Genomic DNA, 17,497 nt, shown 5'->3' with positions numbered 1-17,497 from the left:
TACAGCTTAAAATTGACTTTTAGTTAACCATTTGCTTATAAATCGAAAATTCGAATTCCAGCTTCCAGTCTTGAGCCGGGAGAGGGAATCCGAAGTTTATATAAAAATTATTCAAATATACTGCTTTACTTTGAATCATTCAACGTACTAGAACTGTTTCAAAAATGTCAAATCGTTTTCAAACATCATGCGTAAATCATCAATAGCAAAATACAACATGGCCAACCTGTCAATGCCCAGGCCAAATGCCCAGCCTTGATAAGTGTCGGGTGATATATTGACCGATTTTAATACATTTGGATGAACCATTCCACATCCGAGAACTTCCAGCCAACCCGTAAATTTACAGGAACGGCATCCTTTTCCCTGGCATTGAGTACATTCAATATCGACTTCGGCAGAAGGTTCAGTAAAAGGAAAATAAGAGGGTCTGAAACGCAGTGCAAGCTCACGGCCAAAAAAGTAGGCGAAAAAATCATGCAAAAGACCTTTTAGATGAGCGATTGTGGTTTGTGTATCAATCCATAATCCCTCTACCTGATGGAACATAGGTGTATGTGTTACATCCGAATCACAGCGGTAAACACGACCCGGGGCAATCAGTCTTAAGGGTGGAGTTCTCACTTCCATGGTTCTAATCTGAACAGGGGAAGTATGCGTTCGTAATAAATGCCCATCACCAAAGTAAAACGTGTCATGCATCGCGCGTGCAGGGTGATGTTGTGGAATGTTCAAGGCTTCAAAATTATAAAATTCTGATTCTATTTCTGGCCCATCAACAATATCAAAACCCAAACGACTGAAATAATCGTTAATGCGTTGTTTAACCCGTGTTACTGGATGCAGAGAACCCGCTTCGAGATTTCTCCCCGGCAAACCAACGTCAATGGTTTCTTGTCGTAATTTTTTTTCGAGCATCTGCTCTTTCAAGAGTTGTTTTTTTTCCTCTATCAAGCTGGCTATCAGGCGCTTTGCCTCATTAACGAGTTGACCCACCTTAGGTCTTTCTTCAGCAGACAATCCAGCAAGACTTTTCAGTATATCCGTAAGACGACCTTTCTTACCTAAAAACTCAACCCGTATGCTTTCCAGTTCAGCAGTATCTTCTGCATGACGAATGGCCTCGGAGGCTTCTTTTTGTATCTTGATAATATCTTGCATGATAAAACTCACATAAATAACAGGATCATGAGTAACTCAGCACACTATATAACGCTTGTTACACAGTATTTTTTAGCAGATTCTGGTGAATATTTGCTGTTCGAGCGTAATTTACTGAAAGTAAATGGGCACTTGAACAGCAAATATTCGCCGAAGATGCAAAAAAGACGACGCTGCGTAACATGAATATATGCAGGAAAAAAATAACTGTCCACCAAAAAATTCTGATGGACAGTTATCCAACGATAACGTATTACCTCGGATTTACAAAATACTTAGCTGGATAAAGCAGCTTTAGCCTGTTCTGCGATGCTGGCAAAGGCGGTTTTATCGTACACTGCCATATCTGCCAATATCTTACGATCCAGTTCAATATTAGCTTTTTTCAAACCATTGATGAGACGACTGTATGATAAGCCACACTCCCTGGCTTGAGCATTAATTCTTGTAATCCATAAGGCGCGAAACTGTCTTTTTCTTTGTCGACGATCACGATAGGCATATTGGCCTGCTTTAATGACTGCCTGCTTCGCTACCCGGTATACACGACTACGGGCACCATAATAACCTTTTGCTTGCTTTAAAACTTTTTTATGACGCGCTTTGGCGGTCACACCACGTTTAACTCTTGGCATGATTCATCTCTCCTCTTAACTACCTTGCAACATGCGTTCTGCTAAACGCGCATCACATCGCTTCAAATAATTGGATTCAACACGCAAATGACGTTTTTGCTTGGTTGACTTTTTTGTGAGGATATGATTTCGATAAGCGCCACGACGTTTGATTGCACCGCTCGCTGTTTTGCGGAAGCGTTTTTGTGCTCCGCGATGAGTTTTTAACTTTGGCATATAAATATACTCCGCATTTATTATATTACTTCCGACATTCTGCATTATCAGAAATGTCTGCTACTTGGTTTTTTTAGGTGCCAAAACCATCAGTAATTGACGTCCTTCACGTTTTGCCTGCTGTTCAACTACAGCAAATTCTGCTGTATCTTCCTGCAGACGCTCCATAATTTTCATGCCAATGTCCTGATGTGCCACCTCACGGCCACGAAAACGTACCGTGATTTTGACCTTGTCACCATGTTTAAGGAAACGTATCAGGTTGCGTAGCTTGACCTGATAATCCCCTGTTTCCGTTGTAGGACGGAATTTAAGCTCTTTAACCTGTATCTGCTTTTGCTTCTTCCTGGCTTCTGCCTGCTTTTTATTCTGCTCAAAAAGGTATTTACCGTAATCCATAATTCGGCAAACAGGCGGCTTGGCCGTAGGAGAAATTTCCACCAAATCATAACCAGCTTCTTCAGCTGCTCGTAATGCCTCTCGTGTTGATACAATACCTACCTGATTGCCATCGACATCAATTAAGCGTACCTCAGGTACATTGATCATTTCATTAATTCGCGCGCGATCACCTTCACGCTTACTTGATGCACTAATAGTTCAGTCCTCCAGTTTAAAATTGGTATTTCAATTAATTTTTGCCTGCTGCCAATTCAGCGAACAATGGTCTTACATGAGCCTTATTTCTTACTCTCTATTTCCCTTTGAAGGGTAGCACAAATCTCATCTAGAGACATTACCCCTTGATCAATACCTTCACGAGTTCTCACAGAAACCTGATTATTCTCAACTTCTTTATCGCCAATAATCAGTAGGTATGGAATTTTCTGTAAAGTATGCTCGCGAATTTTAAAACCTATTTTCTCATTTCTCAAGTCAAAATTTGCACGAATACCATGTTTTTGCAATATTTGGGTGATTTTTTTTGCATACTCATTCTGTTTTTCACTAATTGTTAAAATAACAACTTGAATGGGCGACAACCAAAGAGGTAATTTTCCGGCATAATGTTCAATCAATATCCCCAGGAAGCGCTCAAAAGAACCAAGAATGGCGCGGTGCAACATTACGGGTATTTGTTTGCTGCCATCTTCCCCCACAAATTGAGCACCTAATCGCTCCGGCATGGAAAAATCCACCTGAATGGTTCCACATTGCCAGATGCGTCCAAGACAGTCGGATAGAGAGCACTCAATTTTCGGCCCATAAAATGCCCCTTCTCCCGGAGCATCGATCCACTCAATCTCATGTTCTTTCATCGCCTGCTTGAGAGCAGCTTCTGCCTTATCCCAAACAGCATCACTTCCTACCCGTTTTTCTGGACGTAGAGCCAATCGATATTTTATTTCATTGAAACCGAAATCCGCGTATACCGATTCTACCAGCTCAAGCATCATGGCCACTTCAGACTGAATCTGATCTTCTGTACAAAAGATATGAGCATCATCCTGAACCATATTGCGTACGCGCATTAATCCATGCAATGCGCCTGAAGGCTCACAACGGTGACAATTACCAAACTCAGCATATCGCAAAGGCAGATCACGGTAGCTCTTTAAGCCTTGATTATACACTTGCACATGACAGGGGCAATTCATGGGTTTTACCGCATAGAAACGATTTTCCGTCTCAGTAATGAACATTTCATCACGAAAATTATCCCAGTGACCGGATTTTTCCCACAAAACCCGATCAACTAATTGGGGCGTTCTGATTTCCTGATAGCCAAATTCATCCAGACGCGTGCGCATGTAGCACTCAAGACTCTGATAAAGCGTCGAGCCTTTAGGGTGCCAAAATACCATACCGGGGGCAATATCTTGAAAATGAAATAAATTCAAAAACTTACCCAGCTTGCGGTGATCTCGCTTTTCAGCCTCTTCAAGGCGATGTAAATACGCCTTAAGCGATTTTTTATCAGGCCAGGCTGTACCATAAATGCGCTGCAGCATTTCATTGTTTGAATCACCTTTCCAGTAGGCTCCAGCCAATTTGGTTAATTTAAAAGCTTTAATAAAACCTGTTGAAGGAACGTGAGGACCTCGACAAAGATCTTCAAAATCTCCCTGTCTGTATAAGGAAATCACCTCACCTTCAGGAATCTCAGCGATAATCCGGGCCTTATATTCCTCCCCCATCGCTTTAAAATGAGCAATGGCAGCATCACGTGGCATTTCCCGGCGAGTAACCGGATAATTCGCTTTTACCAGTTCCTCCATTTTCTGCTCGATTTTTTCTAAGTCTTCAGGTGTAAAAGAGCGGGAAAAAGCAAAATCATAGTAAAAGCCATCTTCAATTACAGGCCCAATCGTAACTTGGGCTGTAGGAAACAGTATCTTTACAGCTTGCGCTAATAAATGAGCGGCAGAATGACGAATAACCTCAAAGCCTTCTTCCTGTTTTTCAGTAATGATCAGCAGAGAACAGTCATTTTGAATCTGGTAACTGGTATCAACCAATTTCCCGTCCACTTTACCAGCCAAGGCAGCTTTTGCAAGTCCTGAACTAATGGATTGTGCCACGTCGCGAACAGTTAAAGGATGCTCAAAATGTTTTACACTTCCGTCAGCTAATGTCACGTTAGGCATTGTCTTTTTCCTTCCATAACCAAAATTTTCAAGCTCACTGCTACAACAAACATTCCGCACCCCTTGTCTTTTTTGTTAAAAATTGAGAAAAACTGAAGCACTATGCTCGTTTACAAACTGCACCTTTCGTTACAAATTCACTCAATTTTTATCTAAAAAATACTGTGCTGTGGAATATCGATTGCAATAACAGGAATCAATCATATCACTTCAAAAAAAAACCCTGCCATGCAGGGTTTAAATGGTAGGCACGAGTGGGATCGAACCACCGACCACCACCATGTCAAGGTGGTGCTCTACCACTGAGCTACGTGCCTATTATTCAATCTACCGTAAAAATTGGCTTGAATTATATAATAAGCTGCTAGCTTGTGGCAAATACTTTTATGGAAAATCAGGAAATTATCTTACCTTTCAGCGGAATTTTACTACAACGAACTCTTATCTTCAGAAAGTCTAAACTTTAATATATACGTTTAATAAAAAATCAAGGAAATGGTTCATGTCATTGAGAAAGTACCGTGAAAAAAGGGATTTCAGTAAGACAGACGAGCCTTATGGCAAGTCTCATTCAGGCCATCCTCATTTGTTTATTATCCAAAAACATGCAGCCACTAAGTTACATTATGATTTTAGAATGGAACTGGAAGGAGTTCTTAAAAGCTGGGTAATACCTAAGGGTCCTTGCCTTGATCCTGACACTAAACGATTAGCCATACAGGTAGAAGATCATCCCATTGAATATGGCAGCTTTGAAGGCATTATTCCCAAAAATGAATATGGTGGCGGTACGGTTATGCTTTGGGATAAAGGAAGATGGGAATCTCTGGATGAGGATGCTCTATCTGCCTTTGAAAAAGGTCATATGCGGTTTGTACTGGACGCCATCAAACTTAAAGGAAGATGGGATTTGGTCCGTTTTCAATCTGAGGAGGATAATTCCTGGTTTCTTATCAAATACGATGATAAATACGCCCGATCACTTAAGGATTATGATATTACCCAGGAATTACCCAACAGCGCAGTCAGCCAACAATCCATGGATGAAATTACTGAGCATTATCAAAACATCTGGTCTGGTCAAAACTTAAAAAAGCGATCTGTAACATTAGTGGCGGATTTTATAAAAGCGAATAACCTGCCTTCCTCCCCTTTCCCCTCATTTCTTGACCCCCAGTTGGCAACACCAGTGGACACACCCCCCGAAGCAGATAATTGGCTTCATGAAGTCAAATGGGATGGTTATCGAATTTTAGCCTTTAAACATCATCAAGATGTTCAGTTGCTCTCCCGAAATCATAAAAGTTGGACACATGTCTTTCAGAACATCACGGATGAAATTAAAAAATTACCGGTTGATCATATCGTTTTCGACGGTGAGGTGGTTGTTTTGGATAAAAAAAATCATTCCAATTTTCAGCTTTTACAAAATGCCATTCATGATAAAAAACACACTGTTTTTATATATTATGTATTCGATCTTTTATACTACCATCAATGGAATTTACAATCCTTACCCTTAATAAAGCGCAAAAATCTATTGGCTGAATACTTGCGAGGTCATGAGTGTTTAAGATATAGCGAACACATCTTAGGACAAGGAAAGGAGGTGTTTCAAAAAGCCTGTCAAATGGGAGTGGAGGGCATCTTATCCAAACGAGTAAACAGCCGTTATTTAAGTCAGCGCACGAAGGCCTGGTTAAAGATTAAGTGTATAAAAAGGCAGGAATTTGTTATTACCGGCTTTTCTCCCCCAAAAGGTCAGAGAGATTTTTTCAGTGCACTCTATTTAGGCCTATATAATGAACAGAATCAGCTGGAATTCTGCGGCAAGGTAGGCACAGGGTTTACTCGGAATTCATTAAAAAACATCCACGAAAAATTGAAAAAATTAATCATTCCGCATCCTCCTTTCGACGTCGTACCTGCGGGTACGAAAAACGCGATTTGGGTAAAACCCGAGCTTATTGCAGAAATTAAATTCACAAATTGGACCCAACATGGGAAATTAAGACATCCCAGTTTTCAAGGTTTACGCATGGATAAAAAAGCTAAAGATGTTCACAGGGAGCAACCGCTGAAAAATTGTCTGCATGAGCATGATGCTGTTCTTTCCAATCCACAAAAAATGTTGTACCCAAAAGATAAAATCAGTAAGGCAGATGTCTATCAATATTACGAAGAAATAGCAGATTATATTCTTCCTTTTCTGCAAAAACGACCGCTCAGTCTATTACGTTGTCCTGACTCTTATGATGATTGTTTTTATCAAAAGCAATTTTCTCAATATAACGTCAAACATATACAGACATTCCCAAGTAAAAACAAAAAAATGATTTACCTGACAAATAAAGAGGGTTTATTGGAGTTGATTCAAATGGCCAGCTTGGAAATTCATCCTTGGGGAAGCACAGTCGATCATATTGAACGGCCAGACATCATCACCATCGATCTGGATCCAGGCCCTGATGTGGCCTGGTCAAATATTGTCAGGGCAGCTGTCGAGATAAAAGATTACCTTATTGAGCTTCAATTAACTTCTTTTGTGAAAACCACTGGAGGAAAAGGGCTTCATGTCGTTATTCCTATCTTACCTGAGCATTCATGGGATACTATTAAACGATTTACAAAACTTTTTGTTCAATTCGTGGCAAGACAACATCCTGAGCGTTATACAAGTCATATGGCAAAAGCAAAAAGAAAAGGGAAAATTTTTCTTGATTATCTGAGAAATCAACGTGGTGCTACGGCCATTAGTCCTTATTCAACTCGCGCAAAATTGCATGCTCCAGTGGCGGTCCCTATCCACTGGGATGAATTAACTTCTAACATAGAAGATACGCTGTTCACACTGCAAACGCTTCCCAAACGATTGAGGGCGTTAAAAGTGGACCCATGGAAAAACTTCTGGCAAATTGGACAAAGATTAAAAATAAATACTCATGAATAACTCAGTTAAGAAGCCTTTGATTTTAAGCTTTTTTTCAGCAACTCCATAATATCCGTCACTTTTTCGGGTTCCACAACTTCTTTTGGCTTTTTAAATTTCTTACCCTTAGCTTTTGCTTCAATCAGTTTTTTAAGATCTATGACATAAGTGTCTTTATAATCTTCGGGCTTAAATGTCTCCGTTAATTGATCTATCAATTGCTTCGCCATATCTAATTCTTTTTCCTTGAATAAATCTGACTCAGGTAATGACAGCATCTCGGGATCACGGATATCCTCTTTATAGCGAAGTTTGTTTAATAACAGCAAATCGCCATATGGTTTTATCACCGCCAGATTCTCTCGATTACGCATCACAAATTCCCCAACACCTACCATCTTTGTCTGTTTGAGCGCTTCGCGAAGTAACGCATAGGCTTTACGCCCTTCTTTTGTGGGCTCCAGATAATAGGGTGTGTCATAAAAAATGGAATCGATTTCAGCTTCCTTCACAAATTCATTAATCTCAAAGGTATGGCTTTTTTTAGCACTGGCTTTTTCAAAATCTTTTTTTTCAAGAATCACGTAATCACCTTCCTGATATTCATATCCTTTTACGATCTCTTCCCAAGGAACTTCTTTACCATCGACCCGACAAACACGCGCATATTGTATGGGACAAAGATCATTTTTTCTCAGCAAGTGAAAATCCAAGCTATGGCTCTCTGTACCACTATAGAGTTTAATCGGTATATTGACTAAGCCGAAACTGATGGAACCAGACCATATTGCCCTCATAGCATCCCCGATGATTCATCCCTTAAACATTAAGATAGTTTAATTTAAAAAAAATTGTCACATCTATTAAGGAGAAAAAAGAGAAGAAAGGCTTGAATTGCTGTATACACATTCCGTAATAGGGTTATTTTAGGGTCTGTTTACCTTTCTACCATCTCGGCCGAAGCTGGCGAAATGACACAAACCTGCTTAATTCTTCGTTAAAATGATTATCTGCTGCTCATTTATGGGCACATAAACTAGACCGCTCGAATCATTTTTGCCTCGACTAAACAAAAAATATCCTCTACTGCGAAACGTGGGCTCATTCAAGCCTGTATAACGCGAGGCTAACTGCTATGGTTAAGCCACTTTCCTGTATTTTGGACTGTTGTTCAGCACATGTTCCATCCTGTACTGTGTTTTTACACGTTTGGACTTCCTCGAACATCTTCCTGATGTTTCCAAAAGCATTATATCTTTAACTCAGATAAAGTCAACCAATTATTTCTATTCGAAATCATTTGTTTCGCAAATCAAGGGTATTTGCAGCAATAAAAACCATTTGTTACAATTATGGAAATTACTATTTTCCAAAAAACCCCATTGGCATGGAAAAACTCGACTTGACGAAACAATTCGCCCATCGTTTAAAGGATGCAATGATTAAAGCTGGCTTTAACTCACATCGCTCAACTTCAGGCGTTTCCATTCACAAACTGGCCGAAATAACCGGTTATTCACTCCAGATTTGCCGTAAGTATTTGCGTGGTGAAGTGATACCTGAGCCCATGAAGCTGGTGGATATTGCTGCAAAATTAAATGTTTCCGCTGGTTGGTTGCTGTTTGGTGATGACGACCATGAGCACCACGGCCTGGAAAAAAAAATCACCATTAATCAAGGCTTACTTCACTATATTTTCACAAAAGCAGCTCATTTATATCATCACAGCTCACTGGATGAGGATGTTCCGGACTTTCTCACGGATTTGACGAATGATGTCAGTCAGATTCATGCTGATGAGGAGCAATTAAAAAAAATAATTGATTTAGCTTTGTCTTCCGTTAAACATTTCAATCCGGACAAAAGGGCTTTACCTAAGAAAAATTTATAGGAAAGTTAACGACAGAGACTTTAAAACTTCTCTTTTAATCGTGAAATTTCTTTCACCCTGTTTGCAATTTTTTTACTGAACTCTTCCATAGGTACGTTGTTATAAATGGTGTCAGCCTCATCATCCGTTATGGGCCTATTCATTAAGTTTTCAATTTGTTGAATGGCTATATCCACTTCCTCGGCAAGCTGCTGAAGGTATTTATATTCTTCATGTTCTTTTGTAAGTGATTCGAGTTTCACGCTAATTTCTGTTTTTAAGCCTTTTAATTTTTGTTGCAGTCGAATGATATTATCATGAGTATCTGCATCCAGAAGATTAATGAGCGGCTCGGTTTTTTTGTTCATCTGTTCACTCCGATAGGTCTTAGAATTTAGTATATACTCTATTTGAATGCTTTTCCTCTGTTTAAAATACTTCTGCAAAAAAATCAATAAGCTCTCTATTTCACCAAATTGTTACTCAATGATATAATCAATGTTTTGCGCCTTCATATCATCATGTTACTTCATTATCTGTTTATTCTTGGCATCTGTGTAGAAGCCATTACTGGAGCAATTGCGGCCGGCCGCAAAAAAATGGACTTCTTTGGTGTTATGCTCATAGCAAGTATTACCGCTTTAGGTGGAGGAACAGTCAGGGATACACTTTTCAATACCTATCCTTTAACCTGGGTAGCACATCCTGAATATCTACTATATACGACAATCTGTGCTCTTCTGACGATTTTTATCGCTCACTCACTGACCAGGATTATGAGAGTCTTTTTGATTCTCGACGCACTCGGTTTGTCTACCTTTGTTATCATCGGGACGCAAAAAATATTGTCACACGGCATGGCACCAAGTGTAGCTGTCATCAGCGGGATGATCACAGGAGTCTGCGGCGGCATGTTAAGGGATATCCTCTGTAATGATATCCCCCTGGTTTTAAGGAAGGAGCTTTATGCAGTCATCGCATTGGCAGGAGCCATTTTATTCATTGCACTGGCTCATTTTCATGTACCTAAAAACATCACCATCATCATCACTTTAATTGCCATATTTACCACCCGACTTTTGGCCATTTTTTTTCACATCGAAATGCCGAAATTCGATTACGCCAGCAGTTTAAATAAACGACGCCGATGATGATGTTAACTCATATTTCACTTATTTGATAAATCGTGATGGGATCTTCAGGAACATCGGCATGTCCTGCCTGCCCCCCCGTTTTGACTTTTGCTATTTCATCAACCACATCCATACCACTCACCACTTCACCAAACACACAATAGCCAAATCCGCCCGTATGCTCATCACTGTAATTTAAAAAATCATTATCCACCACATTTATAAAAAATTGCGCTGTGGCCGAATGTGGATCATTGGTTCTGGCCATGGCAATACTGCCTCGTTTATTCGGTTTTGCCGATTTTGCTTCATTTTTGATCGGTGAAAGCGTCGATTTCTGTCGCATATCAGCTGTCATGCCCCCACCCTGAATCATGAAGCCATCGATCACGCGATGAAATATTGTTTCATTATAGAAGCCGCTTCGCACATAGTTTAAAAAATTTTCTACGGTTTCAGGCGTATTCTTTTTATCCAATTTAATTCTAATGTCCCCCTTTGAGGTTTCAATAACAATCATTCTCTCCCCCTAACAATCAATAAATGGACTGATTTTCCAGCTTCGCTCGCATTTTTGCGCAAAGATCATGTAAAACATGTACATTATGAATACACGCCAATGCCGTAAATAACTCAGCTTTCTGCTTTATTAACTGGTGCAAAAAAGCCCGGCTATAGTGGCGACAAGTGTAACACTGACAGCCTGACATGATTGGAGATAAATCATCCGCGAAACTGGCCTTTTTAATTTGAATTCTTTGGTGCTTGTAGGGACTGTCAAAGCGTAACCAATGACCATCAGAAACCACTTCTCCACAATAAAGTGCTCCGTGCCGAGCATTTCGGGTTGGCGCCACACAATCAAACATATCAATGCCCTCAGCCACCACATCCAGTAAATCTTGCGGCGACATACCAACCCCCATCGTGTACCTTGGTTTATCTTCAGGCAAATATCTCCTCACCCAGCGGATCACATCTACGGTGGCAGGCATATTAAAACCAATGGTTTCTCCGCCAATGGCAATACCATCGGTATTCATGGAGGCAATAAATTCAGCACTTTCACAGCGCAGTTCTTCATAAATACCACCTTGAATAATACCAAACAGGGCTTGTTGATGGCCATAGCGCGATAAGGGGTTTTTTTGATGATATGCCATTGATTGCCGCAGCCAGCGATGTGTCCGATTCATGATATGACGCACTTCTTTTCGAGTACTATCATCAGGAGTACATTGATCAAAGGCCATGATGATATCTGCACCGATGATTTTCTGAGTTTCCATCGACATTTCCGGGGTCATGTGAATGATACCTCCGGAATTGGGCAATTTAAAATGAGCCCCTTGCTCATCAATTCGACATATTTCACTGTTTTTAGATAAGCTAAAAATTTGAAAACCGCCGCTGTCGGTTAACATTGGACCATCCCAACCCATAAAAGGATGCATACCACCAGCAGCTTCAATGACCTTCATCCCAGGCGCACAAAGCATATGGTAAGTATTACCGCCTAAAATAATTTGACTGCCAGCCTGACGTAGTTCAGCAGGGGTCATGTTATTTACTCCCGCACGCGTCCCCACAGGCATAAATGCTGGCGTAAGGAATTGTCCATGAGGGGTTGTAATTTCTGTGACACGTGCCTGAGTAAGGGCATGACGATGCAAAATTTTACATTGAAAACGGTTCATGGATTAAAAGTGAATAAATTAAACATCGTTAAATACGTGTCCAAAAGGCGAAAAAAATTCCGTTGACATTTTTGGCTTATCCTATTGTCGAATACAGAGCATGCGACACTGGTTCAGCGCAAACGCCAATAAAGCAAAATAGAAACGGAAAGCATAAATATAAAATAAAGCAAAGTCCAGGCCGGCATAGATAATCCAAGCCACTGCCAGCTAACTTCCGCACAATCACCAGCCCCCCAAAATAAGGCGCGAATAACATCCTGCCAGGGAAAATATTTAAAAAGGACATCAAGTGTCGGCATACAGGCAGGAGTAGACTCTGGAGGTAAGGATTGTAACCACAATTGCCTGCCTGAAAAATATATTCCTGCTACAGATACGATCATCTTTAATAAGGATATCAGCTTGGCTCGTTTAATGGTTCCAAGACGAACCCCTACAAAAGTAAGAAATAGCAAAAGAAAAACACAGAGCCGTTGCATTAAACACAGCGGACAGGGTTCCATATTTTTATAATACTGAAAATAGAACGATGCACCCAGCACAAAAAGAGTAATCAGGCTAAGTAATACTTCGATATTTCGATAAACACGTTTAGTCATGATTAGGCAACATATATTCAATGGCTGCTTTTATATCAGCTTCTGAACATTCCATGCAAGTTCCTTTCGGGGGCATTGCATTAATCCCCTTTATGGCCACAGCCGTTAATTCATCTATATTTTTCTCGGCGGTCTTGGATTTCCAGTCTTCCTGATTGCGAAATTTCGGCGCTCCGGCTAACCCTCCTTTATGACAGGTCATACAGTATTGCTCATATATTTTCTGACCCGGCTCCTGCTTTTTCTTCGTTTGCTCTTTTTCTATCTTTTCATCCGGTTTCTTCTGTTGAACTGGTCCGGTTTCCTTTTTGATGCGAACCTGACCCACCGGCTTAATTCTTTGCTCAATTTGCGTTCTTTCATAATCCTGGGCAGCAACATTTATGCTCACGGAAATAAGGAGTATAAAATAAGCAACAAAAATGCGCATAAATATTCTTTTCCTTTCATCAAAAATATCTACAGATAATACCGGTAAGTCCGGAGTGTGTCATCCCAATCTTTGTCAAGAAATATGAATTTTCGCCTATTCAAAGCATGTTTTTAGCTTGAAAAAGAGCCATTTGACAGAGCCTTAAATCTTACCAAGATTTGCTTGGCTTCTGCCTGTTGTGATGATAGATTCCCTCAGCCTTATTAAGAAGAATATTTTCCATCTACATCATCAATAATTCTTCCGCATCGAGTTCTTCCAGATAATGATAATAAGAGCGTATCTTATCTTGGCAAATATCAAACGGCAAGGAATCGCGCATATAAGAGTAAAAATAAATTTCATTGGCAACCAGTTCTTTTGCTGGAACAAGGTAACTGGACCATTGTATATTTTGTGGGATATTCATACTTGCGTCCCCAAAATAAGGTATTTTTTCACCACTTCCTATTTGCTGTAATATATCTGCACCAGCTCCATTATCAAGAGCAAAATCGTAATACGATTTCATGTCTTTTGCATTTTTAACCATTAAAAAGCTGGCATTAGCATCATCATCCAGGAAAAGAAAACTTCCAGAATTATCCACCATATAATACTCAACCACCTTATTTTCAGCACAAATTGTCTGAAAAAAATCAATAAACGTCTTATCCTGCAAACAACTTGGAGAAGATACAGACAGCATTTTTACAAACATATCTGACATGGACTGAAAATACTGTAATTGCAATTCGTAAATGCTTTTTGTGATCAGATCCGCTGCGTTGGCATCACTTTTTTTGATATAGCGGTCTATCAAACCTTCGTGAAAAGCTTCTATTGCTAATTTCTCATCTGCCTGTCCAGTTAAAAGAATTTTTTTGATGTTTGTATGTGCGAGCTTTCTACAAAAATCGAGTCCATTGATACCCGGCATAACATAGTCAATAACCACCACGGATATCTCTGAGAAACGGTTGGGATTGTATACTTCAGAGCGAATCGCTGCCAAGTCCAGATTGATGGTCTGATGGGTTGAGGGGAAATGTTTTGCTTCTATCTGCTCTTTAAGGCAGTGCTGATTCAACAGATCCAATTCACTCTGTGTTTTCTCAATAAATTTTAACGCATCAAATGGAGAATCAAATACACGATAAGCTAATCCTTCATCAAGTTGCAAAACAAAATTTAATAAAAAATCGCGACAATCATCGATAAATAAAGTCGTGCTGGGAAAAAAACAGGTTGGTATTGAAAAATGTTGCATAGCTCCTCCTGAGCACAGTTCCCTATTAAGGCTCTGTTGAGTTCTCGTCTATGCCGGTTTATATCCTGATTTCTATGCTTCGTGCTCACATATTTGATATCTGTCAGCTTTGATGCTCGAAATCAATGATTTTTCTCGACCTGCGAAAACTGAACAGTACCGGCATGTAATCAATGCTTTGGCATGAAAAAATCCATTTTCAAGTTCCAGCAAAAGATTACAATCTGCTTATAAAATACCACGTTTGTTTACTTTAGCCAATCCATCTTTTTTTACCAGTTAAGATCTGTTTTTCTATCTTTTATTGAGATGACTCAGCTCAAACTTTATCCTGTATGAGGCAAATAATGAACTCTACCTCATAAATTCGGGTTAAAATTTGAGCAAAATAATCTCGATTTATAGAGGAAAGAGGAGTTGACGACAGCCTCTAATGATAACCTTCCTGAGTTTTGCCACGAAAAACACGATAAGCATAGATAGTATACGCTAAAAGAATTGGCAGCATGATAGCGACTCCAACTAAAATAAAAATCAGGGTTGAATCAGGGGCAGCCGCTTCCCATATCGTCACCTCATGAGGAAGAAGATAAGGATAAACACTGATAGCGATACCGGTATAAGAACACAAAAAAATGACAACGCTGAATAAAAACGGTCTTAACTCATGACCCAAGCTTAAGGAGCGCCAGGTTAAAACAATCATGGCCAAGGTGATTAAAGGGAGAGGAGAAAGGAAAATCAAATTGGGAAAACTGTACCAACGATCAAATATTTCCGTATTGTGTAACGGTGTCCAGATACTGACAAACACCAGAAAAAAACTGACCAGTATCAGCAACCCCTTGGCAAAATGGATCATGTTTCTTTGAAGTCGTCCCTGGCTTTTAATCACCATAAATGTTGCGCCCAATAAACCATAACCACATACGAGAGCCACGCCGGTCAGTAAACTGAATGGTGTTAACCAGTCAGGTTCATTAATGGTAAGATTTGCTTCATTTATAGCAAAGCCCTGAACAAATGCGCCCAAAACCACTCCTTGAAAAAAGGCCGCTGCAATGGAGCTTAAAGAAAAAGCCCAGTTCCAGATAGGTTTTGATGTTTCGGCTTTAAAACGAAACTCAAAACTTACGCCTCTGAAAATAAGAGCAATTAACATCAACATAAGCGGCATATAGAGAATAGGGAGCAATAGCCCATATACCAAAGGAAAAGCGCCGTAAAGCATTGCACCACCAAATACAAGCCAGGTTTCATTTCCATCCCAGACCGGCGCTATCGCATTCATCATATGATCTCTTTCTTTTTCACTGTTTGTAAAAGGAAATAAAATGCCTATACCTAAATCAAAACCGTCCAGAATCACATACATGATGATGATAAAAGCCAATAATCCAGCAAAAATGAATGCTAACATTATAAATTCTCCCCCTGAGCCTCCGTCATATACTGAAAGGAATGATGCTCGATGTCATGGGTATCGAGTTCACGTGGACCTGTACGAATCATTTTGAATAAATAATAAAGATAAAAACTAAAAATGATCCCATAGGCCAAGACCAGCAGGATAAAAGAAATAATCACTTCTTCCGTTTCAACCGCCGAAACAGCATCATGTGTACGCATCAAGTTATAGACAATCCAGGGCTGGCGTCCTATTTCCGCCGTAAGCCAGCCAGAAATACTGGCAACAAAACCTAACGGAGCCATGAAAAAGCACCATTTTTGAAAAAACTTTGAGGTATAAAGTTTCTCGTGATAACGAAGTATCAGAGCAGCAATCGCCGTTATCAACATTAAAACGCCAATACCAACCATAACCCTAAAAGAAAAAAATACCGGAGCAACACGGGGCTGATCGCTTTTTGCCACAGATTTTAAGCCAAGCAATTCACCGTCCCAGCTATGCGTATTGATCAGGCTGGCCAATTTGGGAATACCTATCGTATACTCATTTTTCTGTCTTTCCTGAGAAGGCCAGGCAAACAGAAGAAGCGGAGCTCCTTTTTGAGTTTCCCAAACTCCTTCCATAGCAGCCGTTTTCAAAGGCTGGTATTTATGGACAAGCAATCCTACAGTATCACCCAAAAATATTTGTATCGGCACCACCACAAGGGCGGCCCACATTGCAAATGACAGACAGGTCTTTGCGATATTGATGTGTCGATGCTTTAGCAGATAATAACTGGATACAGCAGCAATGACAAAACAGGTCGTTGTATAGGAGGCCAAAATCATGTGAGCCATCCTCGGAAGGAACATGGGGTTAAAAACCACTTGTGCCCAGCTGTCAACAACGTATTTTCCATTTATTAACTGATAACCGCTTGCTGTTTGCATCCATGAATTCGCAGACATGATCCAGAAGGCCGATATAGTCGTTCCAATACCCACGAGAAGTGTCGCTGTATAATGAAGATAGGGTGGAACTTTTCTCCAACCAAAGAGCATCACTCCTAAAAATCCTGCCTCCAAAAAAAATGCCGTCAGCGTTTCATAAGCAAACAATGCCCCAATTACATTACCAAATTGTACAATAAAAGGTCCGAAGTTGGTGCCTATCTGATAAGCGAGCACGATGCCAGAAACAACCCCCATGCCAAAGGTTAAAGCAAAAATTTTTGTCCAGAATTTACAGATTCTCAAATAAACAGGATCTCTTGTCTTGAGCCATACAGCTTCCATAATCACTAAAAACACAGCCAGGCCAAGATTTAATGTGGGGAAAAGGATATGAAATCCAATGCTGAAAGCAAATTGAATTCTTGACAAAATTTCTACTGTCATAGATAACCCTCACAAACAAGGATGAGCCTTGTGGTTAATAAAAATGCCGTGTCCTTTTGTCATTCTTTCCAACGACAAGATTTCAGTATAATTTTTCCGAGATCATCCTGTAAAAATTTATAAATGTTCGAGGCAAAAGATGAGATATTGTAGGCTGTCCCAAAATATACTGGAATGGGATAATCCATTGTTTA

17 protein-coding genes and 1 tRNA gene are annotated in these 17,497 nt (G+C 40.0%); 3 read left to right on the top strand and 15 right to left on the bottom strand.

Going from position 1 to position 17,497, the window contains the following annotated elements; genetic code table 11:
• Positions 1-147 precede the first annotated feature (147 nt).
• From pheS to E4T55_RS09590, 6 genes are all read right to left on the bottom strand, one after another.
• On the bottom strand, positions 148-1,161 hold the full coding sequence (pheS, locus tag E4T55_RS09615) for a phenylalanine--tRNA ligase subunit alpha (RefSeq protein ID WP_058502747.1): 1,014 nt from the start codon (positions 1,159-1,161) through the stop codon (positions 148-150).
• A 275-nt stretch (positions 1,162-1,436) separates the two neighbouring features.
• Positions 1,437-1,796, bottom strand: a complete 360-nt coding sequence (gene rplT, locus E4T55_RS09610; RefSeq protein ID WP_058502748.1) for a 50S ribosomal protein L20 — start codon at positions 1,794-1,796, stop codon at positions 1,437-1,439.
• Between the two features lie 15 nt (positions 1,797-1,811).
• Positions 1,812-2,012: a 50S ribosomal protein L35 gene (gene rpmI / locus E4T55_RS09605; RefSeq protein WP_058502749.1), complete on the bottom strand. Its 201-nt coding sequence runs from the start codon at positions 2,010-2,012 to the stop codon at positions 1,812-1,814.
• Between the two features lie 60 nt (positions 2,013-2,072).
• Positions 2,073-2,609, bottom strand: a complete 537-nt coding sequence (gene infC, locus E4T55_RS09600) for a translation initiation factor IF-3 (protein WP_058502750.1) — start codon at positions 2,607-2,609, stop codon at positions 2,073-2,075.
• Between the two features lie 83 nt (positions 2,610-2,692).
• Positions 2,693-4,600: a threonine--tRNA ligase gene (gene thrS, locus E4T55_RS09595; RefSeq protein WP_058502751.1), complete on the bottom strand. Its 1,908-nt coding sequence runs from the start codon at positions 4,598-4,600 to the stop codon at positions 2,693-2,695.
• 242 nt (positions 4,601-4,842) lie between these two features.
• Positions 4,843-4,917 (bottom strand) — tRNA-Val (locus E4T55_RS09590).
• Positions 4,918-5,102: 185 nt separating this feature from the next.
• Here E4T55_RS09590 and ligD point away from each other — a divergent pair.
• Complete coding sequence (gene ligD, locus E4T55_RS09585) at positions 5,103-7,550, top strand: DNA ligase D (protein WP_058502752.1); 2,448 nt, start codon at positions 5,103-5,105, stop codon at positions 7,548-7,550.
• Positions 7,551-7,555: 5 nt separating this feature from the next.
• Here the strand turns inward: ligD and ku are convergent, their stop codons facing one another.
• Positions 7,556-8,326: a non-homologous end joining protein Ku gene (gene ku, locus E4T55_RS09580; protein WP_058502753.1), complete on the bottom strand. Its 771-nt coding sequence runs from the start codon at positions 8,324-8,326 to the stop codon at positions 7,556-7,558.
• 590 nt (positions 8,327-8,916) lie between these two features.
• Between ku and E4T55_RS09575 the strand changes: the two genes are divergently transcribed.
• Positions 8,917-9,420 (top strand): helix-turn-helix domain-containing protein, encoded by a 504-nt coding sequence (locus tag E4T55_RS09575; RefSeq protein WP_058502754.1) that lies wholly within the window; start codon positions 8,917-8,919, stop codon positions 9,418-9,420.
• A gap of 20 nt (positions 9,421-9,440) precedes the next feature.
• Here the strand turns inward: E4T55_RS09575 and E4T55_RS09570 are convergent, their stop codons facing one another.
• A complete protein-coding gene (locus E4T55_RS09570; protein ID WP_058502755.1) occupies positions 9,441-9,767 on the bottom strand; it encodes a hypothetical protein in 327 nt (108 codons plus the stop codon).
• A 153-nt stretch (positions 9,768-9,920) separates the two neighbouring features.
• Here E4T55_RS09570 and E4T55_RS09565 point away from each other — a divergent pair, with 153 nt between their 5' ends.
• Entirely contained in the window at positions 9,921-10,550 is a 630-nt protein-coding gene (locus E4T55_RS09565) for a trimeric intracellular cation channel family protein (RefSeq protein ID WP_058502756.1), read from the top strand.
• A gap of 10 nt (positions 10,551-10,560) precedes the next feature.
• Here the strand turns inward: E4T55_RS09565 and E4T55_RS09560 are convergent, their stop codons facing one another.
• From E4T55_RS09560 to E4T55_RS09530, 7 genes are all read right to left on the bottom strand, one after another.
• Positions 10,561-11,052, bottom strand: a complete 492-nt coding sequence (locus E4T55_RS09560) for a peptidylprolyl isomerase (protein WP_058502757.1) — start codon at positions 11,050-11,052, stop codon at positions 10,561-10,563.
• Between the two features lie 16 nt (positions 11,053-11,068).
• A complete protein-coding gene (gene tgt, locus E4T55_RS09555; RefSeq protein WP_058502758.1) occupies positions 11,069-12,229 on the bottom strand; it encodes a tRNA guanosine(34) transglycosylase Tgt in 1,161 nt (386 codons plus the stop codon).
• Positions 12,230-12,342: 113 nt separating this feature from the next.
• Positions 12,343-12,831: a disulfide bond formation protein B gene (locus tag E4T55_RS09550; RefSeq protein ID WP_058502759.1), complete on the bottom strand. Its 489-nt coding sequence runs from the start codon at positions 12,829-12,831 to the stop codon at positions 12,343-12,345.
• Positions 12,824-13,261 carry a c-type cytochrome gene (locus E4T55_RS09545; protein WP_058502760.1) on the bottom strand — a complete coding sequence of 146 codons (438 nt, stop codon included), beginning with the start codon at positions 13,259-13,261 and terminating at the stop codon, positions 12,824-12,826. The genes E4T55_RS09550 and E4T55_RS09545 overlap by 8 nt, the downstream gene beginning before the upstream one ends.
• A 226-nt stretch (positions 13,262-13,487) precedes the next feature.
• On the bottom strand, positions 13,488-14,513 hold the full coding sequence (locus tag E4T55_RS09540; RefSeq protein ID WP_058502761.1) for a response regulator: 1,026 nt from the start codon (positions 14,511-14,513) through the stop codon (positions 13,488-13,490).
• Positions 14,514-14,943: 430 nt separating this feature from the next.
• Positions 14,944-15,933, bottom strand: coding sequence for a cytochrome d ubiquinol oxidase subunit II (gene cydB, locus E4T55_RS09535; protein WP_058502762.1), 990 nt, complete (start codon positions 15,931-15,933; stop codon positions 14,944-14,946).
• Positions 15,933-17,303, bottom strand: a complete 1,371-nt coding sequence (locus E4T55_RS09530) for a cytochrome ubiquinol oxidase subunit I (RefSeq protein ID WP_058502763.1) — start codon at positions 17,301-17,303, stop codon at positions 15,933-15,935. Before E4T55_RS09530 ends, cydB begins: the two co-directional genes overlap by 1 nt.
• Positions 17,304-17,497 lie beyond the last annotated feature (194 nt).

It is taken from the genome of Legionella israelensis, from assembly GCF_004571175.1.
Classification (GTDB): domain Bacteria; phylum Pseudomonadota; class Gammaproteobacteria; order Legionellales; family Legionellaceae; genus Legionella_D; species Legionella_D israelensis.
This window is presented reverse-complemented; position numbering and strand designations above follow the sequence as displayed.

Bases quoted from the DNA above. Each gene is read 5' to 3' on its own strand.
- pheS (WP_058502747.1), bottom strand. From the start codon at position 1,161: ATGCAAGATATTATCAAGATACAAAAAGAAGCCTCCGAGGCCATTCGT.
- rplT (WP_058502748.1), bottom strand. From the start codon at position 1,796: ATGCCAAGAGTTAAACGTGGTGTGACCGCCAAAGCGCGTCATAAAAAA.
- rpmI (WP_058502749.1), bottom strand. From the start codon at position 2,012: ATGCCAAAGTTAAAAACTCATCGCGGAGCACAAAAACGCTTCCGCAAA.
- thrS (WP_058502751.1), bottom strand. From the start codon at position 4,600: ATGCCTAACGTGACATTAGCTGACGGAAGTGTAAAACATTTTGAGCAT.
- ligD (WP_058502752.1), top strand. From the start codon at position 5,103: ATGTCATTGAGAAAGTACCGTGAAAAAAGGGATTTCAGTAAGACAGAC.
- ku (WP_058502753.1), bottom strand. From the start codon at position 8,326: ATGAGGGCAATATGGTCTGGTTCCATCAGTTTCGGCTTAGTCAATATA.
- E4T55_RS09575 (WP_058502754.1), top strand. From the start codon at position 8,917: ATGGAAAAACTCGACTTGACGAAACAATTCGCCCATCGTTTAAAGGAT.
- E4T55_RS09570 (WP_058502755.1), bottom strand. From the start codon at position 9,767: ATGAACAAAAAAACCGAGCCGCTCATTAATCTTCTGGATGCAGATACT.
- E4T55_RS09565 (WP_058502756.1), top strand. From the start codon at position 9,921: ATGTTACTTCATTATCTGTTTATTCTTGGCATCTGTGTAGAAGCCATT.
- E4T55_RS09560 (WP_058502757.1), bottom strand. From the start codon at position 11,052: ATGATTGTTATTGAAACCTCAAAGGGGGACATTAGAATTAAATTGGAT.
- tgt (WP_058502758.1), bottom strand. From the start codon at position 12,229: ATGAACCGTTTTCAATGTAAAATTTTGCATCGTCATGCCCTTACTCAG.
- E4T55_RS09550 (WP_058502759.1), bottom strand. From the start codon at position 12,831: ATGACTAAACGTGTTTATCGAAATATCGAAGTATTACTTAGCCTGATT.
- E4T55_RS09545 (WP_058502760.1), bottom strand. From the start codon at position 13,261: ATGCGCATTTTTGTTGCTTATTTTATACTCCTTATTTCCGTGAGCATA.
- E4T55_RS09540 (WP_058502761.1), bottom strand. From the start codon at position 14,513: ATGCAACATTTTTCAATACCAACCTGTTTTTTTCCCAGCACGACTTTA.
- cydB (WP_058502762.1), bottom strand. From the start codon at position 15,933: ATGTTAGCATTCATTTTTGCTGGATTATTGGCTTTTATCATCATCATG.
- E4T55_RS09530 (WP_058502763.1), bottom strand. From the start codon at position 17,303: ATGACAGTAGAAATTTTGTCAAGAATTCAATTTGCTTTCAGCATTGGA.